This window comes from Burkholderia sp. 9779_493 (assembly GCF_015712215.1).
Classification (GTDB): domain Bacteria; phylum Pseudomonadota; class Gammaproteobacteria; order Burkholderiales; family Burkholderiaceae; genus Burkholderia; species Burkholderia cenocepacia.
This window is the reverse complement of sequence record NZ_JACCQA010000003.1, coordinates 204,430-229,008: the sequence shown is the minus strand read 5'-3', so window position 1 is coordinate 229,008 and position 24,579 is coordinate 204,430. Positions and strand designations below refer to the sequence as shown.

24 protein-coding genes are annotated in these 24,579 nt (G+C 67.2%); 7 read left to right on the top strand and 17 right to left on the bottom strand.

Going from position 1 to position 24,579, the window contains the following annotated elements:
- Window positions 1-272 precede the first annotated feature (272 nt).
- Window positions 273-659 carry an ester cyclase gene (locus tag H0X95_RS04130; RefSeq protein ID WP_059720766.1) on the bottom strand — a complete coding sequence of 129 codons (387 nt, stop codon included), beginning with the start codon at window positions 657-659 and terminating at the stop codon, window positions 273-275.
- Between the two features lie 46 nt (window positions 660-705).
- On the bottom strand, window positions 706-1,602 hold the full coding sequence (locus tag H0X95_RS04125) for a LysR substrate-binding domain-containing protein (RefSeq protein WP_059720767.1): 897 nt from the start codon (window positions 1,600-1,602) through the stop codon (window positions 706-708).
- A 500-nt stretch (window positions 1,603-2,102) separates the two neighbouring features.
- Here H0X95_RS04125 and H0X95_RS04120 point away from each other — a divergent pair, with 500 nt between their 5' ends.
- The 3 genes from H0X95_RS04120 to H0X95_RS04110 all read left to right on the top strand — a co-directional run bounded on the left by H0X95_RS04120 (window position 2,103) and on the right by H0X95_RS04110 (window position 5,062).
- The gene (locus H0X95_RS04120; protein ID WP_006489809.1) at window positions 2,103-2,972 is read left to right on the top strand and encodes a peptidoglycan DD-metalloendopeptidase family protein; all 870 of its coding nucleotides are present in this window, start codon (window positions 2,103-2,105) and stop codon (window positions 2,970-2,972) included.
- Window positions 2,973-3,183: 211 nt separating this feature from the next.
- Window positions 3,184-4,083, top strand: a complete 900-nt coding sequence (gene bla, locus H0X95_RS04115) for a class A beta-lactamase (RefSeq protein ID WP_034202207.1) — start codon at window positions 3,184-3,186, stop codon at window positions 4,081-4,083.
- A gap of 106 nt (window positions 4,084-4,189) precedes the next feature.
- Window positions 4,190-5,062 carry a LysR substrate-binding domain-containing protein gene (locus H0X95_RS04110; protein ID WP_006483527.1) on the top strand — a complete coding sequence of 291 codons (873 nt, stop codon included), beginning with the start codon at window positions 4,190-4,192 and terminating at the stop codon, window positions 5,060-5,062.
- 21 nt (window positions 5,063-5,083) lie between these two features.
- On the opposite strand, the gene H0X95_RS04105 is transcribed toward H0X95_RS04110, so the two are convergent.
- From H0X95_RS04105 to sapR, 9 genes are all read right to left on the bottom strand, one after another.
- Complete coding sequence (locus tag H0X95_RS04105; RefSeq protein ID WP_006496978.1) at window positions 5,084-5,416, bottom strand: hypothetical protein; 333 nt, start codon at window positions 5,414-5,416, stop codon at window positions 5,084-5,086.
- 330 nt (window positions 5,417-5,746) lie between these two features.
- Window positions 5,747-6,001, bottom strand: coding sequence for a GlsB/YeaQ/YmgE family stress response membrane protein (locus tag H0X95_RS04100; RefSeq protein ID WP_006483522.1), 255 nt, complete (start codon window positions 5,999-6,001; stop codon window positions 5,747-5,749).
- Between the two features lie 129 nt (window positions 6,002-6,130).
- Entirely contained in the window at window positions 6,131-6,907 is a 777-nt protein-coding gene (locus H0X95_RS04095) for an ABC transporter ATP-binding protein (RefSeq protein WP_058903222.1), read from the bottom strand.
- A complete protein-coding gene (locus tag H0X95_RS04090; protein WP_006483526.1) occupies window positions 6,904-7,818 on the bottom strand; it encodes an ABC transporter ATP-binding protein in 915 nt (304 codons plus the stop codon). Before H0X95_RS04090 ends, H0X95_RS04095 begins: the two co-directional genes overlap by 4 nt.
- 1 nt (window position 7,819) lies before the next feature.
- The gene (nikC, locus tag H0X95_RS04085; RefSeq protein WP_058903221.1) at window positions 7,820-8,734 is read right to left on the bottom strand and encodes a nickel transporter permease; all 915 of its coding nucleotides are present in this window, start codon (window positions 8,732-8,734) and stop codon (window positions 7,820-7,822) included.
- A 66-nt stretch (window positions 8,735-8,800) separates the two neighbouring features.
- Window positions 8,801-9,871 carry an ABC transporter permease gene (locus H0X95_RS04080; protein ID WP_006483536.1) on the bottom strand — a complete coding sequence of 357 codons (1,071 nt, stop codon included), beginning with the start codon at window positions 9,869-9,871 and terminating at the stop codon, window positions 8,801-8,803.
- Window positions 9,872-9,881: 10 nt separating this feature from the next.
- On the bottom strand, window positions 9,882-11,483 hold the full coding sequence (locus H0X95_RS04075; protein ID WP_058903220.1) for an ABC transporter substrate-binding protein: 1,602 nt from the start codon (window positions 11,481-11,483) through the stop codon (window positions 9,882-9,884).
- Window positions 11,484-11,553: 70 nt separating this feature from the next.
- Entirely contained in the window at window positions 11,554-12,117 is a 564-nt protein-coding gene (gene ddpX / locus H0X95_RS04070) for a D-alanyl-D-alanine dipeptidase (protein WP_059720768.1), read from the bottom strand.
- A gap of 17 nt (window positions 12,118-12,134) precedes the next feature.
- Window positions 12,135-13,019 (bottom strand): sap1 transcriptional regulator SapR, encoded by an 885-nt coding sequence (gene sapR, locus H0X95_RS04065; protein ID WP_058903218.1) that lies wholly within the window; start codon window positions 13,017-13,019, stop codon window positions 12,135-12,137.
- A 259-nt stretch (window positions 13,020-13,278) separates the two neighbouring features.
- On the opposite strand from sapR, the gene H0X95_RS04060 reads away from it, so the two are divergent.
- Both H0X95_RS04060 and H0X95_RS04055 read left to right on the top strand, forming a co-directional pair.
- Window positions 13,279-13,527: a helix-turn-helix domain-containing protein gene (locus tag H0X95_RS04060; protein WP_006483523.1), complete on the top strand. Its 249-nt coding sequence runs from the start codon at window positions 13,279-13,281 to the stop codon at window positions 13,525-13,527.
- Window positions 13,528-13,530: 3 nt separating this feature from the next.
- Window positions 13,531-14,862, top strand: a complete 1,332-nt coding sequence (locus H0X95_RS04055) for a type II toxin-antitoxin system HipA family toxin (RefSeq protein ID WP_059720769.1) — start codon at window positions 13,531-13,533, stop codon at window positions 14,860-14,862.
- A gap of 199 nt (window positions 14,863-15,061) precedes the next feature.
- On the opposite strand, the gene H0X95_RS36375 is transcribed toward H0X95_RS04055, so the two are convergent.
- The gene (locus H0X95_RS36375; protein WP_408580181.1) at window positions 15,062-15,379 is read right to left on the bottom strand and encodes a hypothetical protein; all 318 of its coding nucleotides are present in this window, start codon (window positions 15,377-15,379) and stop codon (window positions 15,062-15,064) included.
- Between H0X95_RS36375 and H0X95_RS04050 the strand changes: the two genes are divergently transcribed.
- Window positions 15,264-16,457, top strand: a complete 1,194-nt coding sequence (locus tag H0X95_RS04050; RefSeq protein ID WP_370448171.1) for an oxalate decarboxylase family bicupin — start codon at window positions 15,264-15,266, stop codon at window positions 16,455-16,457. The genes H0X95_RS36375 and H0X95_RS04050 overlap by 116 nt on opposite strands.
- A 95-nt stretch (window positions 16,458-16,552) precedes the next feature.
- The gene (locus H0X95_RS04045) at window positions 16,553-17,860 is read left to right on the top strand and encodes an Nramp family divalent metal transporter (RefSeq protein ID WP_059720770.1); all 1,308 of its coding nucleotides are present in this window, start codon (window positions 16,553-16,555) and stop codon (window positions 17,858-17,860) included.
- Between the two features lie 18 nt (window positions 17,861-17,878).
- Here H0X95_RS04045 and H0X95_RS04040 read toward each other — a convergent pair whose 3' ends face one another.
- The 5 genes from H0X95_RS04040 to H0X95_RS04020 form a co-directional block, all read right to left on the bottom strand.
- Window positions 17,879-19,132, bottom strand: coding sequence for a hypothetical protein (locus H0X95_RS04040; RefSeq protein ID WP_059720771.1), 1,254 nt, complete (start codon window positions 19,130-19,132; stop codon window positions 17,879-17,881).
- A gap of 130 nt (window positions 19,133-19,262) precedes the next feature.
- Window positions 19,263-20,852 carry an ABC transporter substrate-binding protein gene (locus H0X95_RS04035; protein ID WP_048988045.1) on the bottom strand — a complete coding sequence of 530 codons (1,590 nt, stop codon included), beginning with the start codon at window positions 20,850-20,852 and terminating at the stop codon, window positions 19,263-19,265.
- Between the two features lie 127 nt (window positions 20,853-20,979).
- A complete protein-coding gene (locus H0X95_RS04030) occupies window positions 20,980-21,315 on the bottom strand; it encodes a hypothetical protein (protein ID WP_006494660.1) in 336 nt (111 codons plus the stop codon).
- A gap of 287 nt (window positions 21,316-21,602) precedes the next feature.
- Window positions 21,603-23,162: a DHA2 family efflux MFS transporter permease subunit gene (locus H0X95_RS04025; protein ID WP_006483833.1), complete on the bottom strand. Its 1,560-nt coding sequence runs from the start codon at window positions 23,160-23,162 to the stop codon at window positions 21,603-21,605.
- A gap of 404 nt (window positions 23,163-23,566) precedes the next feature.
- The gene (locus H0X95_RS04020; RefSeq protein WP_059720772.1) at window positions 23,567-24,469 is read right to left on the bottom strand and encodes a LysR family transcriptional regulator; all 903 of its coding nucleotides are present in this window, start codon (window positions 24,467-24,469) and stop codon (window positions 23,567-23,569) included.
- Window positions 24,470-24,579 lie beyond the last annotated feature (110 nt).

The window sequence follows — 24,579 nt, the reverse complement described above, 5'->3', positions numbered from 1 at the left end:
GGATGCGCCGGTAGAAACCCGAATGGCGGGAGGAAGTGGTGCGGAGGGTAGATCGGAATTACGCGAAAATATCGGGGATTTTTCTTCGTGTATGGGCTGTCATTGCACGCGCGAAGGGCTTTGAAGCGGCGGGCGAGCGCATCGGATGGAGGCGGGTCTCCGACGCCTTCTGAAAGAAAACGTTATCCATAAGGGTCGAGGTGCGTTCGACCTGCCACCGCGGGCTGTCAGCCACCGCCCGCCGTGCGCGCCGACCCGCCGTTTCGACGGCGCTACAGCTGCTGCTCGATCGCCGCCTTGTCGATCACCGACCACACCTGGCGGATCTTGCCTTCGTGAAACTCGTAGAACACGTTCTCGGCGAACGTGACCTTGCGGCCGTCGACGGCGAGCCCCATGAACGTTCCCTTCGGCGCACACGCGAAGCGAAGGCGGCACGCGACGTGCGGCGGCTCGCACACGAGCAGCCGGATGTCGAAGCGCAGATCGGGAATGTCGCGGAAGTCCTGTTCCAGCATCGCGCGGTAACCGGCGAGGCCGAGCGGCCGGCCGTTGTGGATCACGTCGTCGGACACGTACTCGCCGAGCGACGACCAGTCCTGCCGGTTCAGGCAGTCGATATACGCGCGATAGCGGGTGGCGAGATCGGTGTCGGTCATGGTCATGTCTCCGTCAGTCGATGGGGCAGGTCGAACGCGACGCGCGTCATTGCGGCGGGGCGTCGCCGGACAGGAACGCGACGAACTCGCGCGTGTACTTCGGCAGCGCGTCGAACGATCGCGCGCAGAGCGTCAGTTTGCGGTGGCTCCACGGATCGGACAGTTCAACGAGCCGCACGTCCATCGTCTGCATCGCGCGCTCGGCCGCATGCCGCGACACGATGCCGATGCCCACGCCGCTCGCGATCACGCGGCAGATCGCGTCGAAGCTCTTCAACTGCACGCGATAACGAATCCGCTTGCCGATCGCACGTGCCTGATCGGCGAGATGCACCTGCAGCGCGCTGCCGTCGGTGAGGCCGATGAAGTCTTCGTCGGCGATGTCGTCGAACGCGACCTTGTCGTGCGACGCGAGCGGATGCGCGGCCGGCACGACGACGATCAGCCAGTCTTCGCGGAACGGCTGCTGTTCGAGCCCGCCGAGCCCGACCGAATCGGCGACGATGCCGACCTCAGCCGTCTTGTTGCGGATCGCATGCACGATCTCCTGGCTCGAGCGTTCCTCGACGCTGATCGACAGCTTCGGATGGCGCGGCAGGTAATCGGCCAGCGCGTCGGGCAGGTATTCGCTCAGCGACGCGGTGTTGCACAGCAGCCGGATATGGCCGCGCAGTCCCTGGCCGTATTGCTGCAGTTCGCCGCGCATGTGATCGATCTGCTGCAGCACGGTGCGCGCGTGGTGTTCGAGCGCACGGCCCGCATCGGTGGCCTGTGCGCCCGACTTGGTCCGGTGCAGCAGCGGCACGCCGAGCTCGTCCTCCATTCCGCGAATGCGCTCGCTCGCGGCCTGCAGCGTGATGTGTGTCCGCTCGGCGCCGCTCGTGATCGTGCCGGCTTCGCAGATGTTCAGGAAGAGCCGCAGGTCGGTCAGGTCGAAGCGCATGATGGGCGGAGCGATGGGTGGGGAATGGCCGATAAGTTAGCAGGAACCGCGGCGCCGGTCTCAGGGCTGGCCTGAGACCCGGTTCGCCGCTTCCGCATTTTCGGGGCGCGATCGATGGTCGATCATGGACGCACATCAACCGGGGAGCCTGTCATGCAGATCGATTCGTCATGGGGCGTGTCGTTCAAGATCGCGCTGCATCTGCTGTTCCTGTGCATCGGCGTCGCGTGGGCCGGTGCCGAACTTGTCGCGTGGTGGCGATGAACGTCGCGGTGCGTGCCTATTGAAATAAATGAGCCATAGTTTTTTGCGACGAAAATTCTTCCGTTTTTCTGCGAAAACACCATCAAGTTTTTCCGGATCGGACCGTATTACCGGTAGCGAATGCCGGCCGGCATCCGGTCCGTGATCGTTTGTCATCATTGTTTGCATCCGGTTACACGTCGGCCGTTCCGTTTTTGAGATGCTTGAAAGATTGTCAAACCGGAGTCGGATCGTCCATGAAAACGCGCGAGATTCACCGCAAGGCGGCGTGGCTGTCGGGCCTGGCCGCCGTGCTCGTCATGGCCGGTTGTGCAAGTCCGCAGTCCGTTCCGCCGAGCGACACGCTGGCGGGAAAGCCCGCTGATTCGAGCCCGCCTGCCGCGCCGTCGGCCGCCGCGATGCCGCCCGCGCCGATTCTCGTCGCGCAGAAGTACGTCGTGAAACGCGGCGACACGCTGACGGGCATCGCTTCCGCGAACGATTGCAGCGTGGCCGACTTGCGCACCTGGAACAAGCTGGCCGCGAACGGCAGGCTGCGCAGGGGGCAGGTGCTGCGCATCGTCAGGCAGCAGCCGTTGCCGCCCGCGGGAGCGGCCGCCACGCAGGCCGTCGCGAGCAATGGCGCGGCGGGTAGTCAGGGCAATTCGCAGACAACCGCGCAAGCCACTTCGCAGGCCGGCGCATCGAGCGCGAGCGACCGTCAGGTCGTCAAGGAAACCCGTCGCCATGCGGGCGGCGTCGCGCTCAAGTGGCCGGCAACCGGCAAGATCGTCGACGGGTTCCGGCCCGGCCAGAACCGCGGCATCCAGATCGCCGGCCGGCCGGGCGACCCGGTTCGCGCCGCGGCCGACGGCCGCGTGATGTACGCGGGCACCGGCCTGAACGATTACGGCAGCCTGATCATCGTCCAGCACAACGCGGATTTCCTGACCGCCTATGCGCACAACCGCAAGCTGCTCGTGAAGACGGGCGACATCGTGCATCAGGGCGATGCGATCGCCGAGATGGGCGATCTCGACAACTCGCGCGTCGCGCTGCTGTTCGAGGTGCGACGCGACGGCAAGCCGGTGAATCCGATGCCGTACCTGCCTTCGTCGCAAGGGTGAGGCGGGGCCGTTTCGCTGGAACGCGACGGCGGTCGCTGCTACGCTAGGGTCTGTTCATGCGAATCCCGCCATCGCGCGGGGCCGACGGGCGTCTTTCGGGGATGCGCGGCGAATGCCGTCGCGGGCCGGCCGTCGGCGTGAACGGTCGCGCGTCGCGGATGCGCGGCCGCGTTGCTTCGAGCCACCGTTTCCGACAGAACAGACCTCATTCATGGAACACTCTCCGACACGCCGCTCGCTGTTGCTTGCCGCCGTTGCCGCGCCGTTCGTTGCCGCGTGCACGTCCGCGCCGGTCGCCGACCAGGGGCGCGCCCACACCGCACAAGCCGAACTCGCCGCGCTCGAAAAGGCCTCGAACGGGCGGCTCGGCGTCGCCGCGCTCGATACGTCGAACGGCGTACGCATCGCGCATCACGCACGCGAACGCTTCCCGCTGTGCGGTACGTATGCGGTGATGGCGGCCGCCGCGATGCTCGCGCGCGGTTCGCTCGACGCATCGCTGCTGCCGCGTCGCATCCTGTATCGCCGCTATGAAATCGTGTCCGGCTCGCCGATTACGGAGAGCCACGTCGACACCGGCATGACGATCGCGCAGCTGTGCGCCGCGATGCTGCAGTCGGGCGACAAGGGCGCGGGCAACCTGCTGATGGGCGTGCTCGGCGGCCCGCAGGCCGTCACCGCGTTCGCGCGCGAAAGCGGCGACACCACCTTCCGCCTCGATCACTGGGAACCCGAACTGAACAAGGCCGCGCCCGGCGACGAGCGCGACACGTCGACGCCGGTCGCGATGGTCGACACGCTGCAGCGGCTGTTGCTCGGCGACGCGCTGCGCGAACCGCAGCGCGCGCAACTGACGGAGTGGATGGTCGGCGGCGCGCGCGGCGCGACCGGCATCGCGGCGGGCGTGCCGCCCGGCTGGCGCGTCGCGGACAAGGCCGGGACCGGCGGCTTCGGCACGACGACCGACGTCGCGGTGCTGTGGCCGCCGGCGCGCGCACCGATCGTGATGGCCGTGTCGTTCACGCAGCCGCAGGCCGATGCCGCGGCGCGCGCGGACGTCGTCGCCTCGGCGGCGCGCATCGCGGCGGGCGCGCTCACCGCGACGGCCTGAGTACCCGGCGTCTCGCGCAAAGCCGGCGTTTGGCTTATCGTGTCGGTCAGCGCGCGCCGGCGTCGGCGCGCGGTCCTTCCGCGCCGTTTTCCGTTTCCCGTTCGCCATGCGCCGACTTCCGCCCCTGCACGCGCTGCAGATCTTCTCGACGGTGGCTCGCCACCGCAGCTTCACGCGCGCGGCCGAGCAGCTGTGCATCACGCAGGGTGCGGTGAGCCGCCAGATCCAGACGCTCGAGGCGCATTACGGTTTTCCGCTGTTCAGGCGGCATGCGAAGGGCCTCACGCTGACGGCCGAAGGCGAGCAGTTGCTGCCGGTGGTCGACGAGAGCTTCGCGCGGATCGAGGACATCTCGATGAAGCTCACGCGGCAGCGCACCGATCTCGCGCTGAAGGTGCCGACCTGCGTGATGCGCTGGATGCTGCCGCGCATCATGCGCTTCCAGGGCGAACATCCCGATCTCCACGTGCAGATCACGACCACGTGGCAGCACGTCGTCGATTTCTCGAGCGAGCCGTTCGACGCGGCGATCGTCTACGGGACGTCGCCGGGCCCGGGCGTCGTCGCGCTGCCGCTGTTCGACGAGCGGCTGACACCCGTTTGCGCGCCCGAGTTGCGGCAGGCGTCGCCGCTCGGCGCGGTCGGCGATCTCGCGCATCACACGCTGCTGCACCCGACGCGCGACCACCGCGACTGGCGTGCATGGCTCGACCATGCGGGCGAGCGCGGCGTCGATCCCGCGCGCGGGCCGACGTTCGACACGCTCGATCTCGCGACGAACGCGGCGATGCAGGGCTTCGGCGTCGCGATCGGCGACGTGACGCTCGTCGACGACGACGTGAGCGCACGCCGGCTCGAACGGCCGTTCGACATCGTGCTCGAAACGGGCGCACGCTACTTCTTCGTCTACCCCGAGAACCTCGGCAGCCAGCAGAAGATCCGTGCGTTCAGCGACTGGATCGCGCGTCACCGCGACTGACGCGCGGCGCCGCGGCGGGCTTTACTGGTAGGTCACGACGGCGATCATCGGTGCATGGTCGTTGCCCGGACGGTCAGGTAAAACGATTGCGCGGGAGGCTTGCGTAAAGAGCGCGGTCTTCAGCGAGCGCTGGGTCGCCGCGTCGACGAACGCGATCTGGCCGGCGGCCGGACGCGGGCAGTCGGGGCGCACGTGTGCCCGGACCGCGTTGGTCGTGTCGAGCGCGAACGAGCAGGGCGGCTCGACGATCATGCCGGAAAAGTAGATGATGCCGGACGCGCCGGCGGCGAATGACGAGGACGAGGCCAGAAGCGAGGCAGCCAGGGCGAACGAGGCGAACACGCGATGCTTCATGACAGGCTCCAGAGAGGAAGCGCGTCGCAGCGGGGCCGCTCGGGTGGCAGTCCGTCAACGCTGCGATGCTATCTGCGTAAACGGCAAAACCATCGGACCTCTTGAATCAAAAAACGAAAATATAGGTAATAAGCAAATGACCGCGCAGTGCTTCAACCAATGTAGGCCGGATCTGCGCATCCGCAAGGTGGGGAAACGCGGGATGGGACAAGATCGCATGACGAACGATCGCGGTAACCGTTGCGCCGGCAACGGTTAGCGTCGTCCGGAAAGCAAAACGGCCGCTCGTGATCGAGCGGCCGTTTTGCGCTGGTGCGGGGCGCGCGGTGTTCAGCTCGTGCGCTTGCGGATCGCACCCACGACGACGAGCAGCACGATCGCACCGATGATCGACGCGATCCAGCCGGCGCCCTGGCCCGGTGCATACCAGCCGGCGGCGCGGCCGACATAGCCGGCCACCAGTGAGCCGACGACGCCGAGCACGATGGTCATCAGGATGCCCATCTTGTCGTCGCCCGGCTTGAACGCGCGGGCGAGGAGGCCGACGATGAGCCCGACGACCAGGGTTTCGATGAATTGCAGCATGAACGCCTCCCTATTGCGATTGAGCTGTTGACGAAAGGAAGTTGACCCGTGCGGTACGCAAGGGTTCCATGCGGCGGCAAGCCGGCGCGTGGCGTGCGCAGTATCGCATGCGTTCGCGTCCGGCGGATGTCACGAGGCAGGCGCGTCGACCACCGGGTCGAGACGGCGGTAGCCTTCGGTCGCATTCAGCAGCGTGCGCGTGTAGTCGCGAGCGACCCGTCCGGCGCGCACGTCCTCGATCCGCAGCTGCTCGACGATCTCGCCGTGCTGCATCACGGCGACGCGCTGGCACAGGAAGCCGATCACCGCGAGGTTGTGGCTGACGAGGATCATCGTCAGGTTGCGTTCGCGATGCAGGCGGCGCAACAGGTTCAGGATCTCGGCCTGCACCGACACGTCGAGCGCGGACGTCGGCTCGTCGAGCAGCAGCACGCGCGGCTCGACGATCAGCGCGCGGGCGATCGCGACGCGCTGCCGCTGGCCGCCGGACAACTGGTGCGGATAGCGGAAGCGGAACGCCGGGCCGAGGCCGACTGCGGACAGCGCGCGGGCGATCCGCGCATCGGCGTCGCCGATCGCGTGGATCGACAGCGGCTCGCGCAGCGTCTGGTCGACGGTGAAGCGCGGATGCAGCGATGCATACGGATCCTGGAACACCATCTGCACGTGGCGGCGGAACGCGCGATCGGGCGTGCCGCCCACCGGGCGGCCGTCGATCGACAGGCTGCCGGACGCGAGCGGCACGAGGCCCGTCAGCGCCCGCAGCAGCGTCGACTTGCCGGAGCCCGATTCGCCGACCAGCCCGAACACTTCGCCGTCGCGCACCGCGAAGCTCGCGTCGCGCACGGCGTCGACGTGACCCGTGCGGGTCGGGAAACGGATCGATGCATGATCGACGTCGATCATCGTGCGGCCTCCTGTCGATCGGTTCTCGCGGCGGCCGGCGGCGCGGGCTCGAGCCATGCCGGGTCACGCCGCAGCACCGGCAGTTCGTCGGGCGGGTCCGCGAGCGGCGGGTTCGCCGCGAGCAGCCCGCGCGTGTAGGGATGCGTGGCGTCGCGCAGGTCGCGCGCGGCGCAGGTCTCGACCACGCGGCCCGCATACATCACCGCGACGCGGTCGCAGAACGACATCACGAGCGGCAGGTCGTGGCTGATGAACATCAGGCCCGTGCCGTGCCGCGCGATCATCGCGTCGAGCACCGCGAGCACCTGCATCGACACCGCGACGTCGAGCGCGGAGGTCGGCTCGTCGGCGATCAAGAGGCGCGGGCCGGTCGACACCATCATCGCGATCATCACGCGCTGGCCCATGCCGCCCGACAACTCGTGCGGATACGCATCGGCGACGCGCGCCGGGTCGCGGATCTGCACGGCCGCGAGCGCGTCGACGATCCGCTCGCGCAGCGCACGGCCGCGCAGGCCCGGCTCGTGCAGCCGGAACGCCTCGCCCATCTGCTTCGCGACCGTCATCACCGGGTTCAGCGAATATTTCGGGTCCTGCAGGATCATGCCCATCTGGCTGCCGCACAGCCGCCGGCGCTCGCGCGGCGACATCGCGAGCAGGTCGTGGCCCGCGAAGCGCATCGTGCGCGCCGACCAGCGCGCGGCGTCGGGCAGCAGGCCGAGCAGCGCGCGGCCGGTCAGCGACTTGCCGGAGCCCGATTCGCCGACGATGCCGAGCCGCTCGCCCGGCGCGAGCGTCAGCGACAGGTCGCGCACGGCGTCGGTGACGCTGCCGTCGTGCCCGCGGAAACCGATCTTCAGCCCGTCGATCTCGCAGAGCGGTGCCGGCGCGGCGGTGGAATGCATCGGCATGTCACGCTCCATGGCGGGGATCGAAGACGTCGCGCAGCCCGTCGCCGAGCAGGTTGAACGCGAGGCTCACGAGCAGGATCGCGATGCCGGGCAGCGTCGCGACCCACCACGCGTCGAGCAGTACGTTGCGGCCCGACGCGACCATGAAGCCCCACTCGGGGCTCGGCGGCTGCGCGCCGAGGCCGAGAAAGCCGAGGCCCGCGACGGTCAGGATGATGCCGGCCATGTCGAGCGTCGCGCGCACGATCACCGACGACATGCACAGCGGCATGATGTAGCGCAGCAGGATGCGCGGGCCCGACGCGCCTTGCAGCCGCGCCGCGTGGATGTAGTCGGCCTGCGCGATGCGGATCGTTTCGGCGCGCGCGAGCCGCGCATACGCGGGCCACGCGGTGATCGAGATCGCGACGACCGCGTTGATCACGCCGGGGCCGAGCGCGGCCGCGAACGCGAGCGCGAGCACGATCTTCGGAAACGCGAGCGCGATGTCGGTGATGCGCATCAGCATGCTGTCGACGAAGCCGCCGCAATAGCCGGCCGTGGTGCCGATCAGCAGGCCGATCGGCACGACGATCACGACGACCAGCAGCGCGATGCCGAGCGTCAGGCGCGACCCGGCGATCAGCCGCGAGAGGATGTCGCGGCCGAGCTGGTCGGTGCCGAACCAGTGCGACGGCGAGCCCGGCGGCAGCAGCCGGTCGGACAGCACCTGGCGCAGCGGATCGTGCGGCATGATCAGCGGGCCGACGATCGCGACCGCGATCAGCGCGACCAGGATCGCGAGCCCGAACAGGTTGAGCGGATTCGTGGCGAACCGGCGCCAGCGCCGGTACGCGAGGCCGAATGCGGCCTGCGAGCGCGACGCGGGCGCGTCGGACAGCAGCCACGCGCGCAGGGAGAGACGCTCGGCGCTCATGGTTGGACGACCTTCGGCATGGACGATGAAAGAAGCAGGGGGGAAGCGGTCATGTCGGAGCGGCCCTCAGCGCGCACGCGGATCGAACACGCGGTACAGCGCGTCGGTCAGCAGGTTGACGGTGATGAACATCGCGCCGATCACGAGCGTCGCGCCGAGCACCGCGTTCATGTCGGCGTTCAGCAGCGCGCCGGTCAGGTACGAGCCGAGCCCCGGCCACGCGAACACGATCTCGGTCAGCACCGAGCCTTCCAGCAGGTTGCTGTACGTGAGCGCGATCACGGTCAGGAGCGGCACCGCGATGTTGCCGAACGCATGCCGCCAGATCACGCGTCGCTCGGACAGTCCCTTCGCGCGCGCGGTGACGATGTATTCCTGGTTCAGCTGGTCGAGCATGAACGAGCGCGTCATGCGGCTGAGATACGCGACCGAGTAGTAGCCGAGGATCGCGGCCGGCAGCGCGATGTGCGACACCGCGTTGCGGAAGACGTCCCACTCGCCCGCGAGCGCCGCGTCGAGCAGCAGGCTGCCGGTGCGCGGGTCGACCATGCCGTCGTAGACGGGATCGAGCCGGCCGGGGCCGCCGACCCAGTGCAGCCGCGCATAGAACAGCAGCAGCCCCATCAGCCCGAGCCAGAACACCGGGACCGAATTGCCGATCAGCCCGACGAAGCGCGCGATGTGATCGATCGGGCGGTTGTGCTTCACGGCGGCCGCGACGCCGAGCGGCACGCCGATCGCGATGCCGATCAGCGTCGCGATGGTCGCCAGTTCGAGCGTGGCCGGGAACACGCGCTTGATGTCGTCGAGCACCGGGTTCGCGGTCAGCAGCGACACGCCGAGATTGCCGTGCAGCACGTCGCGCGCGTAGATCAGGAATTGCGTGACGAGCGGCTTGTCGAGCCCGAGCGCGATGCGCTCGGCCGCGTACGCCTCGGCCGACGCGCGATCGCCGAGGATCGCGAGCACGGGATCGATCGGCACCTTGCGGCCGATCACGAACGTCAGCGCGAGCAGCCCCGCGAACGTGACGGCGAGCGTGAGCGCCCAGCGCAGCACGCGCAGTGCCCAGCGCACGGCCGGGCGCCGCGCGGGCAGCGTGCGCAGTGCTTCGAGGGAGGAGGCGGGAGTCGACATGCGGCGAATCTTATTGCTTCTTCAGGTTGCGGTACGACACCAGATCGTTGATCGGCCCGACTTCGAGCCCGCTCACGCCGGGCCGCGTCGCGACCTGCGCGACTTTCTCGAACATGATCACGAACGGCGAGCGTGCGAGCACTTCCTTCTGCATCGCCTGATACAGCTGCGCGCGTTTCGCGGCGGTCGGTTCGGCGAGCGCGGTGTCGGTTTCCTTCGTCAGTTGCGGGATGTCCCAGCTGTTGCGCCAGGCCAGCATTTTATAGCTCGACTTGTCGGTGTTGTCCGGATTCCACGCAAAACCCTGCGCGTTGCTGTGCGGATCGATGTAGTCGGCCGACCATTCGCCGATGTAGATGTCGTGCTGGCGCGCGCGGTATTTCGCGAGCGTCTGCTTGTTGTCGCCGGGGATCAGCTGCACCTTGATGCCGGCCTGCGCGAAGTTCGCCTGCACGGCCTGCGCGATCTCCGTGTACGGATAGTCGTTGCGCACGTCCATCGTCACCGAAAAGCCGCCGGGCACGCCGGCCTTCGCGAGCAGCGCCTTCGCCTTCGCGACGTCGAGCTTGTACGGGTTCGTGTTCAGCGCACCGAGGAAGCCCTCGGGCAGGAAGGTCTGGTGTACCTTGTAGGTCGTCTTCACGACGTTGCCCTGGATTCCCGCATAGTCGACGAGCCATTTCAGCGCTTCCTGCACGTCGGGTTTCGCGAGCGTCGGGTTCTTCGTGTTCAGGCCGAGATACAGCAGCGTCGCCTGCGGCGAGGCCGCTACCTTCGCCTTGCCCGACTTCACGACCGACGCCAGATCGTCGGGGCTCAGGTCGCGTGCCGCGTCGACGTCGCCGTTCTCCAGCAGCAGGCGCTGGCTCGCGGCTTCGGGCACGTGGCGCAGCACGATGCGCTTCATCGCGAGCGGCAGCCGGTAGCCGTCGAAGCGCTGCAGCACGACGCTGTCGCCGGCCGTCCACTTGACCAGCCTGTAGGCGCCGGAGCCCGCTTCGTTGGTTTTCAGCCAGCCGTTGCCGAAGTCGTTGCCCTGTTGGTGCGACAGCAGCAACTTCTTGTCGAGCACCGATGCGGGCCACGAACCGAGCACGTTCAGCACGAAGGTCGGCGCGTACTTGCGGTCGGTCGTGACCGACACCGTCGCGTCGTCGAGCTTCTTCACGTTCGCGACGACGTTCGCCTTCGTGAGGCCGATGCCGGTCAGCACGGCGGCCGGCCCCTTGTCGAGCAGCACCGCGCGCTGGATCGACCACGCGACGTCGTCGGCCGTCAGCGGGTTGCCCGAGTGGAACTTCAGGCCGGTGCGCAGCTTGAACGTATAGGTCAGGCCGTCGGGGCTCACGGTCCATGACTGCGCGACGTCGCCGTTGAATTTCGACGGATCGCGCAGGTCGACGCGCACGAGCCGGTCGTACGTGTTCGCGACGTATTCCTCCGGCACCAGCTCGTAGATCTCGCCCGGATCGAGCGTCGTGAATTCGTCGAGCAGCGTGGCCATCACGAACATGTCCTTCGGCGTTTCCGCATGCGCGGCGGCAAGCGGAACGGCGGCGAATACGGACGCGGCGGCCAGCGCCGCGACGAGCCGGGAGGTCGGGAATGTCATGTGCGCTTCTCCATCTGTCGTTTGAGTCGTTGAACGTGGACGTGCATGAAAAAGGAGGCGTGGATCGTCGTTACATCAGGCGCCACGGGCCGCTCGCCGCATTGTCGATCTGCGGCAACGCGCGCGAGCCGGGCAGTTCGTAGTGCCACCATTCGCTGTCGATGTGCGTGAAGCCGGCCGCATGCATCACGCCGAGCAGCAGCAGGCGGTTGCGTTGCACGTGTTCGGGCAGCCCCGCGTGAAAGTGGCCCGATGCGGCGACCATCTCGTCGAAGCCGGTGCCCATGTCGAGCGGCGCGCCGTTCGCGCCGATGAGCGTCAGGTCGAGCGCGGTGCCGCGGCTGTGATTCGAGCCGCGGCCGAGGTCGGCGACGAAGTTCGGATCGGGCAGGAAATCCCACAGCACCTGCTGCGCCTGCGGCGGCCGGTAGGCGTCGTAGAGGCGCAGCGTGAAGCCGGCCTGCGCGGCGACCTCCACCGCGCGGCGCAATGCGGCTTCGGCGGGCTCGAGCAGCAGGCAGTGCGCGTTGCGGTAGATCGGCTTGCCGGTCAGGTTGCGGTCGGTCGCGTAGACGAGATCGATCTCGACGCGATGCGTGGCGGGCGTGATTTCGACGAGGCGGTGATCGTTCATCGGCAGGGTGGGCTCGCTCAGGATTCGAACTGGTCGAACGTGCGCTGCAGTTCGCGGTTGCGCGCGACGCGCCGGTCGATCGCGGGGCCGAGGCGATCGACCACGGCCGTGATCAGCAGGTTGAACAGGCAGGTGAGCGGCGCGAGCGAATCCCAGAACTGGCCGACGTCGGTCTTCACCTGCAGCAGATCGGCCGGCCATTCGCGCGCCCACGGGCACGACAGGTCGGTCACCAGCGCGAACGGCTGCCCGCGTTCGGCGGCCGCCTGGCAATAGCGGCGCGCGCTGCGCGAATACGCGCGCGTATCGGTGACGACGCAGTACGGATGCTCGAATTCGGAGTTCAGCGAATCGACGTACGAGCCCGACTGGCCGTCGGAATAGAACACGCGCGGGCGCAGGTATTCGAGGTAGCTGCTGAATGCGTTGCTGATGCCGCGGGTCGACTGGATGCCGAGGATGAACACCGCGTCGGCATGCGCGATCCGGTCGGCGACCTGCGCGAACACCGGGCCTTCGGCCAGGCGGTACACGTGGCGGATCGCGTCGAGCTCGCGTTCGAGCGACGACGCCAGCGTGCCGGCGCTGCCGTTGCCGCCGTTGCGTTCGGCCGATGGCGTGCCGGCGATGCGGCGGTATTCGTCGAGCCGGTCGGTGATCATCCACGGGCGATCGCCGCCGCCGCGCAGTTCGCGCTTCAGGTCGTCGAGATTGCGGTAGCCGATGCTGCGCAGGAAACGCCCGACCGAGATGCCGCTGGTGCCGGCCTGCTGCGCGATCTGGTCGGCCGTCTCGAGCCCGAGCCGGTCGAGGTTCGCGAGCATGTAGCTCGCGATGCGCTTCGCGGTCGGCGTCAGCTCGGCAAAGCGGGATTCGACGGTATGGGCGAAGGCGCAGGTCATCGAGCTGTTAGATCGTTGTCATTTAGTGATTTGATGTCATCTATCTGACAAAGCCAAAATCATTCACGCCAGCGGATAAAAACTATCAGGTGGCGGTGAGCGATAGCGGGCTGGGCGTGAATGCAACGACTGGGGGAGCAACGCACTGGCGTGTGGAAATATTTCTGACAGGAATATTTTACGTTTATCTCTATCAGAGATAATTTGCGTTTATGCCTGTCAGAGATATACTGCATGGATCGCATACAGGACTCCAGCCGTGAATCTCATCGTCAATACCCCTGCTCAACTGGGCGAAATCCTGTCGTCCGCGCGTCAGGCCAAGGGGCTGACGCAAGCCGAAGCGGCGGCGCGCATCGGCGTCGGCCAATCGCGCCTGTCGTCGCTGGAAACGCTCCGCACCGAAAGCCTGTCGCTCAAGCAGTTGCTCGAACTGACCGCGCTGTACGGTCTCGAGCTCAGCATCCGCACGAAGGACGGGCGCGACGCTGCCAACGTCGAGTGGTAATCGGTGGGACGCAAATCGCACAGCCGCGCGCTATCGATCTGGGCCAATGGCGTGCGGGTCGGAATCTGGCGGATTCCCGCGCGCGGCGACATGGAACTGCTGTACGACGCCGGCTGGAAACAGTCGGATGCAGGCCGCCCGCTGTCGCTGTCGCTGCCGTTCGGCGTCGGTGATGCGCCGTTGCGCGGCGAGCGCGTCAATCACTACTTCGATAATCTGCTGCCCGACAGCGACGCCATTCGGCGCCGGCTTGCGTCGCGGTTCGGCACGGCGACGACCGAGCCGTTCGATCTGCTCGCCGCGCTCGGCCGGGACTGCGTCGGCGCGGTGCAGTTGCTCGGCGAGGATGAAACCCCGGCCGGCCATGACCGGATCGACGGTATGCCGTTGTCCGACGACGACGTGGCGCGTGTGCTCGATCAGGCGAGCGGGGCGGCGGGCGGTGCGCAGGACGACGACTTCCGCCTGTCGCTGGCCGGCGCGCAGGAAAAGACCGCGCTGCTGTTTCACGACGGGCGATGGATGCGTCCGCATGGCGCGACGCCGACCACGCATATCCTCAAGTTGCCGCTCGGGCTGGTCGGCAACAAGCGTGCGGATCTGACGACTTCCGTCGAAAACGAGTGGCTGTGCCTCGCGATCCTGCGCGCGTTCGGCCTGCCGACGGCGGATGCCGACATCGTGCGTTTCGGCGAATACAAGGTGCTGTTGGTCGCGCGCTTCGATCGCGCGCTGCATCGTGACGGCGGCCGGCTGTTGCGCTTGCCGCAAGAGGATTTCTGCCAAGCGCTCGGCGTGCCGCCGCATCTGAAATACGAATCGCAGGGCGGCCCCGGCGTGCCCGATCTGGCCGGCATCCTGCGCCGGTCGGAAACGGCGCAGGCCGACCTCGACACGCTGTTCACCGCATTGGTGGTGTTCTGGATGCTTGCCGCACCGGACGGGCATGCGAAGAACTTCAGCCTGCGCCTGCTGCCGGGCGGCCGCTTCCGTCTGACGCCGCTCTACGACGTGATGTCGATCTGGCCGGTCGAAGGGGATGGCGCGAACCAGTGGTCGTGGCACAAGGCGAAGCTCGCGATGGCCGTGCACGGCAAGCGCAAGCACTATGCGATGCGCGACATCACGCGCCGGCACTTCACTGCGATGGCGGAGCATTGCCTGCTTGGCGATATCGCGACACCGATCGTCGAACGACTCATTGCAATGACGCCACATGTGATCGAATCGGTCGGCGCGGCGCTGCCGGCCGGGTTTCCGGCAAGGATCGCCGAACGCATTCTCGGCGGATTGCGCTTCGCCGCGCAGCGACTCGCCGACATGCCGCGGGAGTGACGCGGGCCCGGTCCCGGCCGGGCAGGTGAAAGCCGGCGCATCCGTATTTTTCCGTTCCGGGTGGCGCGCCAGGCCACCTGAATCGATGGCAGTGGGCCGCCATCGCGCGGTGCGCATATCGATTTCTTTTCCTCGCCATTCATCCCCTGCTGCATCGCAATAATTACAAAATTAAAGCCGATCAGATTAAGTCATTAATTCAGGTTAATAATTCATTTAATTTTCCGGTGGCTTTGTATTTAACTTGCGTCACGGGATGTTTGATTTTCGGTAATTCGAAGAAACAGCAAGTGTTCCGTAATGGAAATTCTCTCGATTGCAGGGATGAAGAGGAAATCATGACGAATCTTTCTCGACGCAAGATGCTGGCCGGTACGGCCGGCGCCATCGCCGCCGCGGGCATCGCGGTATCGGCCAAGGCCGCCTCGTTCGGTAATCCGGACAGTCCGCCGGAAGGCGCGGTGAATGCCCGTAACCGCCAGAGCCTGACCGACCCGGGGCCAAAAAATCCGGCCATTGCCAATCAATTCCCGTCTTTTCAGGATCCGCCGGCCACCGATATTAACGGGATGCCGTTATTCTGGGCGTCTTTCAATAATGCTCATAAACGCATTCAAAATGGCGGATGGGCGCGCGAAGTGACGCAGGACGATTTTGCGATTTCCGAAACCATTTCCGGCGTCAACATGCGGCTGACGCGCGGCGGCATTCGCGAGATGCACTGGCACCAGCAGGCCGAGTGGGCCATCATGCTCGACGGCCGTTGCCGGATCACGGTGCTCGACGAACTCGGGCGGCCGTCGGTGCAGGACGTCAAGACCGGCGATCTCTGGTATTTCCCGCCCGGTCTGCCGCATTCGCTGCAGGGCCTGGGCAGCGACGGCGCCGAATTCCTGCTCGCGTTCGATAACGGCCGCGCCTCGGAATTCAACACGCTGTTGCTGACCGACTGGATCGCGCATACGCCGCCCGACGTGCTCGCGCTCAACTTCGGCGTGCCGGCCGACGCGTTCAGGAACGTGCCGCTCGACAACCTGTGGATCTTCCAGGGCGACGAACCGGGCCCGCTCGCGGACGCGCAGCGCGCATCCGCCGCATCGGCCGGTGCGCCGCCGCATCCGTTCATCTTTTCGCTCGGCGACATGAAGCCGGTCAAAAAGACGCGCGGCGGCGAGGTGCGGATCGCGGACAGCACCAACTTCAACGTGTCGACGACCGTCGCGGCGGCACTCGTCACCGTGCATCCGGGCGGCATGCGCGAACTGCACTGGCACCCGAACGCCGACGAATGGCAGTACTACCTGCAGGGCGAGGCGCGGATGACGGTGTTCGACACGGGGCCGAAGGCGCAGACGGCCGATTTCCGCGCGGGCGACGTCGGCTATGTGAAGAAGAGCCTCGGGCACTACGTGCAGAACACCGGCCAGACCGACCTCGTGTTCCTCGAGATCTTCAAGACCGACCGCTATGCGGAGGTGTCGTTGTCCGACTGGCTCGCGCATACGCCGCCGAAGCTCGTCGAAGCGCACCTGAACGTCGCGCCGGACGTGATCGCGCAGTTTCCGCGCAATCGTCCCGACGTCGTGCCGCTGTAACGCGGTCTTCGCACAGCGCCGCGGCCGGCAGGCGGCATGCCGGCCACGGTGCCCGCTCCCGAATCAGTCTGCGCCATTCGAACGGAAACTCCACCATGCTTCCCGTCCCGAGCAAACCTGCCGGCGGCCTTGCGCTGCCGGGCCTGTCCACCGAGCACACCGACGGCGCGGCGCGCGCCGCGCTGGAAGGGCGCCGCACCGGCGTCGCCGCGCTGCTGCCGTTCGTCGGCCCGGCCGTGATCGCGTCGATCGGCTACATGGACCCCGGCAACTTCGCGACCAACATCCAGGCCGGCGCCGCGTACGGCTACCGGCTGCTGTGGGTCGTGCTGGCCGCGAACGCGATCGCGATGCTGTTCCAGGCGATGTCGGCGAAGCTCGGCATCGTGACCGGCCGCAATCTCGCCGAACTGTGCCGCGACCGTTTCCCCGTGCCGGTCGTGTGGGGCATGTGGATGGCTTCCGAGATCGCCGCGATGGCGACCGATCTCGCCGAATTTCTCGGCGGCGCGCTCGCGTTCGGGTTGTTGTGCCATTCGTCGCTGTTCACGGGGATGATCGCGACCGCGTTCGCGACCTGCGCGATCCTCGCGCTCGAAAAGCGAGGCTTCCGGCCGCTGGAAGCGGCGATCGCGGCGCTGGTCGGCGTGATCGGCGCGTGCTATCTCGGCGAACTGCTGATCGCGCCGCAGGACTGGCACGCGGCCGCGTTCCATCTGGTGGTCCCGCAGATTCCGGATCACGCGGCGCTGACGATCGCGGTCGGGATCATCGGCGCGACGATCATGCCGCACACGCTGTATCTGCATTCGGGTCTCACGCAGGATCGCACCGCCCCGCGCGACGACGGAGAGCGGCGGCGGCTCGTGCGGTTCTCGAATCGCGAAGTGGTGGTCGCGCTGGGGCTCGCCGGGTTCGTGAATCTCGCGATGGTGATGATGGCATCGTCGGCGTTTCACGCGACTGCGCCGGGCATGACCGACATCGGCGACGCCTATCACACGCTGATCCCGGTGCTCGGGCCGGCGGCCGGCGCGCTGTTTCTCGTCGCGCTGCTGACGTCGGGCGTGTCGAGCTCGGTGGTCGGCACGATGGCCGGGCAGGTCGTGATGCAGGGCTTCATCCACCGCCGCATGTCGCTCTGGGTGCGGCGCGCGGTGACGATCGCGCCCGCGTTCGTGGTGGTCGCGCTCGGCTGCGACGTCACGCGGGCGATGGTGGCGAGCCAGGTCGTGCTGAGTTTCGTGCTGCCGATGCCGATGATCGCGCTGCTGATACTGTCGGCGCGCGAAGACGTGATGGGCGCTTACGCGCTGCGGATGCCGCTGCGGATCGTCGCCGGCGCGGCGACGGTCGTGATCGTCGGGCTGAATGCGTACCTGGTATGGGCGGCCTTCAATTGAGCCGGTGCGGGCCGGCGCTTACTGCTGCATGTCCGGCGCTTCACGCAGCCGCCAGATCGCGTTGCACTGCTGGCCGCCGAGGCTCGTCGCACGCAGCGTGATGACGGCGCCGGCCGCCACCTGGTACCAGAAATGCGCCATCAGTTCGGTGCCCTTGCGCTGCGCGTGGCCGTCGACCCGCACCTCGCACAGCAGCGGCGACGGCGAACCGGACGGATGCGTGACGTAGACGTTCAGCCGTGCGATGTCGCGGGTCGCGGTGAACACGACTTCGTGGTTGCCGCTGCCGACGAGCATCGTGCCGTCCGGTTCGTCGATCGCCTGCAGGTACGCGCCCGCGCTTGTCTCGATCGCGGCGGACGCAACGGTCAGCCCGGCCGAACGCACGTAATCCGCCGCCGCGATGCGGGCGGCGACCGCATCGGACGGCGCCGGCGTGCCGTCCGACAGCGCGAACGGCTGGCCGTCGCGCAGCGAGGCGTCGGTGTGGTTCGCGTAGTAGCGCCACCGGTCGAGGAAGCGGATGTCGCCGGTCATGTGCAGCGCACGGATCGGCTCGCCGTGGTACCTGAGCGTCGTCGTGCCGGTGCCCGCGTCGAACGATTCGTGAATGCCGTACTTGCTGACGAAGTTCTGGACCGGGTCGAGCAGCGCCGTTTCGCCTTGCGCGCTCCACAGGTGCAGGAACGTCGTATCGATGCCGAAGCATTCCTGGAAATCGGTGCCGATGCGGGCGATGCAGTCGCGCAGGTGGTCGGCATAACGCGCCCATGCGTCGGCGGTTCCGGCGACGAGCCCGGCTTGCAGCGCACCGCCGTGGCGCGCGTTGACTTCGTCGACGACGAGGCGCCAGTGATGGTCGCGCCGCTCGCCGATCAGCGGCGTGACGACGAACGTGCAGAACAGCGGGTCGGGGCACACGTGGAGCCGGTCGTCGCCGATCTGCGAGAACAGGTCGAACTGCGGCGCGCAGAACCAGATGTCCGCGTCGTACAGCGCGAGCTTGCGGATCTGCGGATGGCGCGCGCAATACCCGGCGGCCTCGATGAAGCGGCCGACCGGCAGCGCGTAGGCGCTCGACGCGTCGATCACGTCGACCGACTGGCTCGCGAGAATCTGCCGTTTGCGCTCGGACAGCCCGTAGCCGATCACCGCGATCCGCCCATCGTAGCCGGCGTGCCGCAGCGACAGCAGGAACGGCACGAGCATTTCGTACCACGCGCGGTTGTTGTCGTTGATCGCCACGCAGACTGCGTGCTCGCTCGAATGCATGTTGGTGTCCCGTTACGTGTGCCCGGCGCGGTGTCCGCGCGATGCCGGCCATTGTAGATCGCCGCCGCACGGCCCGGCGCAGGCCCCGCGCCGGCTCGGCGGCCCGCGGCGCTGGCCCGCGCGGCGGCGATTACTTCGCGAGCGTCCGGTACGACACGAGGTCGTTGATCGGCCCGATTTCCGGTCCGGTCGCGCCGGGGCGCGTGGCGACCTGCACGACCTTCTCGAACATGATGATGAACGGCGAGTTCGCGAGCACGGCCTTCTGCAGCGCTTCGTAACGCTGCGCGCGTTTCGCGGGCGACGGCTCGACGAGCGCGGCTTCGGTGTCCTTCGTCAGTTGCGGAATGTTCCAGCTGTTGCGCCACGCGAGCATCTTGGTCGGCGACTGGTCCGAGTTGTCCGGATTCCATGCGAAACCGCGCGCGTTGCTGTTCGGGTCCATGTAGTCGGGCGACCATTCGCCGATGAAGATGTCGTGCTGGCGCGCGCGGTACTTGCCGATCGCCTGCTTCGCGTCGCCCGGGATCAGCTTCACGCGGATGCCGCCCTGCGCGAAGTTCGCCTGCAGCGCCTGCGCGATCTCGAGGTACGGATAGTCGTTCGGCATGTCCATCGTCACGTCGAAACCGTTCGGCAGGCCGGCCTTCGCGAGCAGCGCCTTCGCCTTCGCGACGTCCTGCTTGTACGGCCGCGCGTTCGACGCGCCGAGGAAGCCTTCGGGCAGGAAGGTCTGATGCACCTTGTAGGTCGTACTGACGACGTTGCGCTGGATGCCGTCGTAATCGACGAGCCACTTCATCGCCTGCTGCACCTCGGGCTTCGCGAGATTCGGGTTTTTCGTGTTCAGGCTCAGGTACAGCAGGGCCGACACCGGCCACGACGCGACCTTGATCTTGCCGGCCTTCGACAGCGCGGCGAGGCTGTCGGGGCTCAGGTTGCGCGCGGCGTCGGCGTCGCCGTTCTCCAGCAACAGCCGTTGCGCGGACGCTTCGGGCACGTGGCGCAGCACCACGCGCTTCATCGGGTATGGCGTGCGGTATTTGTCGAAGCGCTGCAGCACGATGGTTTCGTTCGGCGTCCACTTGACGAGCTGGTACGGGCCCGAGCCCGCGTCGTTGGTGCGCAGCCAGCCGCTGCCGAAATCGTTGCCTTGCTGGTGCGACAGCAGCAGCTTTTTATCGAAGACCGAGGCCGGGCATGCGCTCAGCACGTTGAGCACGAAGCTCGGCGCGTATTTGCGGTCGGTTTCGAGCACGACGGTTTGCGGATCGACCACGCGCACCTTTTGCGTCACGTTCGCCTTCGTGAGGCCGAGATCGGCGAGCACGCCGGCCGGCCCCTTGTCGAGCAGGATGGTGCGCTGCAGCGACCACGCGACGTCGTCGGCGGTCACGGGGTTGCCGGAATGGAACGTGAGGCCCGGGCGCAGCTTGAACGTGTAGGTCACGCCGTCGGCGCCGACCGTCCACGATTGCGCGATCTGCCCGTCGAAGCGCGTCGGGTCCTTCAGGTCGACGCGCACCAGCCGCTCGTAGGTGTTCGCGACGTATTCGGACGGCACCAGCTCGTAGATCCCGCTCGGGTCGAGGGTCGTGAATTCGCCGAGTTGGGTGGCGACGACGAAGATGCCGGGCGGCGTGGCAGCCTGCGCCGGCAGCGCCGGAACAAGCGCGACGAGCGCGGCGCTGACGAACAGCCGGGACAGCAGGTGCTTCATGCGGGCTCCATCGAAAGGGAATCGTGGTGCGATTCTCTCATCGACGGGCACCCGGATGAAAATATTCGGCGGGCGCGCCGGCTGGCGCGTGGCGACGGGCCGGGCGGGCGCCCGGCGCGGGAGGTGGTCAGATCGCGCAGCGTGCGATCGCGAAGCGCATCGCTTCCTCGGCCGGCTCGCTGCCGGAGCCGCGCACGACCTTGATCACCGAGCCGTTGCCCGACGGCGTCAGCGTGACGAAGTACGAATTCGAACCGACGGCGATGTCGGTCACGCCGTTGTGCTGCGATTGTTCGGTGCCCGACAGGCGGCTGTCGAGGCAGTTCGCGACCGCGTACGCCGGGCGTTGCGACGACACGTAGATCATCGGCGCGGCACCCGAGCCGGCCGAGTCGGACGAGGGCGCGGAACCGCAGGCGGCGAGCAGGGCGGCGGCGGGAAGGAGCAGCAGGAATCGTTTCATGGTCGGTCGTCGGGTGTCTCGTATCGAGGCTGGGGCGCGGGGTAGCGAAACGCGAAGCTTCGCGACGAAACCGCCCGGAATCGGGCCGCTTTTGGCGGACGACGAGACGGCAGGCGGCTGACGACGGAGTATACCCGCAGCATTTGACGCCGTTGGCGCGTTGAAACGATTCGATACACAACCAGCGCCCGCTGCCGGACGGGCGCTTGCTCGGTGCTCGCCGTTACCGGCGGATCCCGCGGTCGTCGCGATGCCGGTGCACGGAGCGGCGCCGCAACGCATGCGGGTCAATGCGCGCCGGCCGCCGCCGCATCGGCATCGCCGCCGCCCGAGCGCGACGGCTTCGTGATCCAGATGAGCGGGATGATCGCGATGAAGATGATCGCCGACACATAGAAGATGTCGTTCAGGCCCATCACGGCCGCCTGCGAATCGACCGATGCATTGAAGAACGCGAGCGCCGAATCGGGGCTCAGGTGCAGCAGCGAACGGGTCGTGTCGAGTTGCTGCGTGAAAACCGGATTGGTGACGCTCGCCTGTTCGGTGAGCCGCACGTGGTGCAGGATCGTGCGGTCGTTCCACGCGTTGCTGATCAGCGACGTCCCGACCGCGCCGCAGAACGTGCGGCCGAAATTCGACAGGCCGGCCGCGGCCGGAATCTTCTCCGGCGGGAGCCCGGACAGGATGATCGACGTCAGCGGCACGAAGAACATCGCCATCGGAATGCCTTGCAGCAGCGTCGGCAGCACGAGATCCCAGTGCGACACGTCGGTGTAGAACGTGGTGCGCATCATGAACACGACCGCGAAGCCGACGAATGCGAGCGTCGCGATATAGCGCGGATCGGTGCGCGGCAGCAGGCGCCCCATGACCGGCGTGAGCAGGATCGCGAACACCCCGAGCGGCGCGGTGGCGAGCCCCGAATCGACCGCGCGGTAGCCGAGATAGCCCTGCATCCATTGCGGCAGCAGCACGAGCGTGCCGAAGAACATCCCGTACGCGACGGAGATCGCGATCGTGCCGCCCGCGAAATTGCGCTGCGTGAAGAGGCGCAGGTCGACGATCGGATTGGCTTCGTTCAGCTCCCACACGAGGAAGAACGCGAAGCCGATCAGCGCGACGATGCCCAGCGCGACGACGACGGGCGAATTGAACCAGTCGAGATCCTTGCCCTTGTCGAGCATGATCTGCAGCGATGCGACCCACAGTACGAGCAGCAGCAGGCCGACCGTATCGATCGGCAGGCGGCGCGTGGCCGATTCGCGATCGCGGAACACGAACCACGTGACGGCCGCCGCGAAGAAGCCGACCGGAATGTTGATGTAGAAGATCCACGACCAGTTGTAGTCGTACGTGATCCAGCCGCCGAGCGACGGCCCCGCGATCGGCCCGACGAGCGCCGTCATCGACCACAGCGCGAGCGCCGTCGACGACTTCTGCCGCGGCCACGCGCCGAGCAGCAGCGCCTGCGACAGCGGCGCGAGCGGCCCCGCCACCGCGCCTTGCAGGATCCGCGCGGCGAGCAGCGTCGGCAGGTTCGGCGCAATCCCGCACAGCCACGACGCGAACACGAACAGCAGGATCGACGTGACGAACAGGCGTACCTGGCCGAAGCGCTGCGTGAGCCAGCCGGTGAGCGGAATCGACACCGCGTTCGCCGCCGCGAAGATCGTGATCACCCATGTGCCTTCGTCGACCGACACGCCGAGGTCGCCCGAGATCGTCGGGATCGCGACGTTCGCGATCGACGAATCGAGCACGTTCATGAACATCGCCAGCGATACCGCGATCGTGCCGATGACGAGCCGGCCGCCCGACAGCGGGCCTGAAGACGAGGGAGAGGACATGGCGTTCCTGCGTGATGGACGAAGGCCGTACGGCGCGCGCCGTACGCCGCGCATGCATGTGACGTGCAATGCGGGGACGAAGCGCGAAACGAACGGGCGCACGCACGCCGCACGGCGGCCCGACAAGCGGCGCGGTCGCGTGCGGTGTGCGGTTCGATCGGTGAATCGGAATGGCGAAGCCGGGGCGGGCTTCGCGGGGCGGCTATCGCCGCTCAGGAGGGCGCGACGCGCGTGACGCGTCGGCGGGCAGCACTCACATGGCTGCCGTGGCGTGTGTGGTCGTTTTTCATCGCCACAGGCTAACCATGCGGCGAACGACGATCAACGCTTGCGCGCTCATTAATTCCTTTCCTGCGCTGCAATAATGTAGTCGACGTGCATCGATTGCCGGCCGTGCGAGGCGGTTACGGCGCGGTTCGCCAGGTGGCGAACAGTTCGGTGAGGAACTCGACGAATGCCCGCACCTTGCTGTCGAGCGTCGCGCGGCGCGGATAGAGCGCGTGAAGCTCGACGTCGTTCGTACGGTGCCAGTCGGGCAGCACGATCTCGAGCTCGTTCCTCGCGAGCCGTCGCGCGGTGAAATGCGTGGAGATCAGCGCAATGCCGCCGCCGCTCGTGGCCTGGCGCAATACCGTGACCGATTCGTTCGAGATCAGCACGGGCTGCACCGGGACGTCGGCCCGCTCGCCGTCGGTGTTGCTGAGCCGCAGCGTCAGGCCCGGCGCATCGCGGCCGACGAACAGGATGTCGTGTTGCGCGAGATCGTCCGGCGTGCGCGGCCGGCCGGTGCGATCCAGGTAGGCTGGGCTCGCGGCGAGCTTCGCATGCGACCAGCCGAGCGAGCGCGCGACGTAGCCCGAATCGTTCAGCAGACCCGCGCGCAGCGCGACGTCGAAGCCATGCTCGACGAGGTCGAGCGGACTGTTGTCGTAGATCAGCACCAGTTGCACCAGCGGGTAGCGCCAGCGGAATTCGGCGAGCGCCGGTTCGAGCTGGAACAGGCCGATCGCATAGGGCACCAGCACGCGCAGCGTGCCTTCGGGGTCGGTGCGAAGCGTGCGGACCTGGCGGTCCGCGTCGAGCAGGATGTCCTCGGCGCGCAGGCAGCGATCGTAGTAATCGCGCCCGGCTTCGGTGACCGACACGCGGCGTGTGGTCCGGTACAGCAGTTGCACGCCGAGATCGTCCTCGAGGTGCTTGACCTTGCGGCTCACGCGACTGAGCGGCATGTCGAGTTCCACGGACGCGGCGGTGAAGCTGCCGCGTTCCACTACGCGCAAGAAGATTCGGATGCTATCGAGGTCCATACAAATTGGTTACGTGTTCAACCTGCGCGCATCTTACCGTTGTCGGTCATGCCACTGCATTTTCATGTCAGTTGTCCAGATTATTCCGTGCGCTGCAATACCGCATTCCG

Bases quoted from the DNA above. Each gene is read 5' to 3' on its own strand.
- bla (WP_034202207.1), top strand. From the start codon at position 3,184: ATGGAACACTCTCCGACACGCCGCTCGCTGTTGCTTGCCGCCGTTGCC.
- H0X95_RS04040 (WP_059720771.1), bottom strand. From the start codon at position 19,132: ATGCATTCGAGCGAGCACGCAGTCTGCGTGGCGATCAACGACAACAAC.
- H0X95_RS04100 (WP_006483522.1), bottom strand. From the start codon at position 6,001: ATGCTGCAATTCATCGAAACCCTGGTCGTCGGGCTCATCGTCGGCCTC.
- ddpX (WP_059720768.1), bottom strand. From the start codon at position 12,117: ATGAACGATCACCGCCTCGTCGAAATCACGCCCGCCACGCATCGCGTC.
- H0X95_RS04075 (WP_058903220.1), bottom strand. From the start codon at position 11,483: ATGACATTCCCGACCTCCCGGCTCGTCGCGGCGCTGGCCGCCGCGTCC.
- H0X95_RS04035 (WP_048988045.1), bottom strand. From the start codon at position 20,852: ATGAAGCACCTGCTGTCCCGGCTGTTCGTCAGCGCCGCGCTCGTCGCG.
- H0X95_RS04020 (WP_059720772.1), bottom strand. From the start codon at position 24,469: ATGGACCTCGATAGCATCCGAATCTTCTTGCGCGTAGTGGAACGCGGC.
- H0X95_RS04125 (WP_059720767.1), bottom strand. From the start codon at position 1,602: ATGCGCTTCGACCTGACCGACCTGCGGCTCTTCCTGAACATCTGCGAA.
- H0X95_RS04120 (WP_006489809.1), top strand. From the start codon at position 2,103: ATGAAAACGCGCGAGATTCACCGCAAGGCGGCGTGGCTGTCGGGCCTG.
- H0X95_RS04090 (WP_006483526.1), bottom strand. From the start codon at position 7,818: ATGCCGATGCATTCCACCGCCGCGCCGGCACCGCTCTGCGAGATCGAC.
- H0X95_RS04130 (WP_059720766.1), bottom strand. From the start codon at position 659: ATGACCGACACCGATCTCGCCACCCGCTATCGCGCGTATATCGACTGC.
- H0X95_RS04095 (WP_058903222.1), bottom strand. From the start codon at position 6,907: ATGATCGACGTCGATCATGCATCGATCCGTTTCCCGACCCGCACGGGT.
- H0X95_RS04105 (WP_006496978.1), bottom strand. From the start codon at position 5,416: ATGAAGCATCGCGTGTTCGCCTCGTTCGCCCTGGCTGCCTCGCTTCTG.
- H0X95_RS04080 (WP_006483536.1), bottom strand. From the start codon at position 9,871: ATGTCGACTCCCGCCTCCTCCCTCGAAGCACTGCGCACGCTGCCCGCG.
- H0X95_RS04025 (WP_006483833.1), bottom strand. From the start codon at position 23,162: ATGTCCTCTCCCTCGTCTTCAGGCCCGCTGTCGGGCGGCCGGCTCGTC.
- H0X95_RS04030 (WP_006494660.1), bottom strand. From the start codon at position 21,315: ATGAAACGATTCCTGCTGCTCCTTCCCGCCGCCGCCCTGCTCGCCGCC.
- H0X95_RS36375 (WP_408580181.1), bottom strand. From the start codon at position 15,379: ATGGCCGGATTTTTTGGCCCCGGGTCGGTCAGGCTCTGGCGGTTACGG.
- H0X95_RS04110 (WP_006483527.1), top strand. From the start codon at position 4,190: ATGCGCCGACTTCCGCCCCTGCACGCGCTGCAGATCTTCTCGACGGTG.
- H0X95_RS04045 (WP_059720770.1), top strand. From the start codon at position 16,553: ATGCTTCCCGTCCCGAGCAAACCTGCCGGCGGCCTTGCGCTGCCGGGC.
- nikC (WP_058903221.1), bottom strand. From the start codon at position 8,734: ATGAGCGCCGAGCGTCTCTCCCTGCGCGCGTGGCTGCTGTCCGACGCG.
- sapR (WP_058903218.1), bottom strand. From the start codon at position 13,019: ATGACCTGCGCCTTCGCCCATACCGTCGAATCCCGCTTTGCCGAGCTG.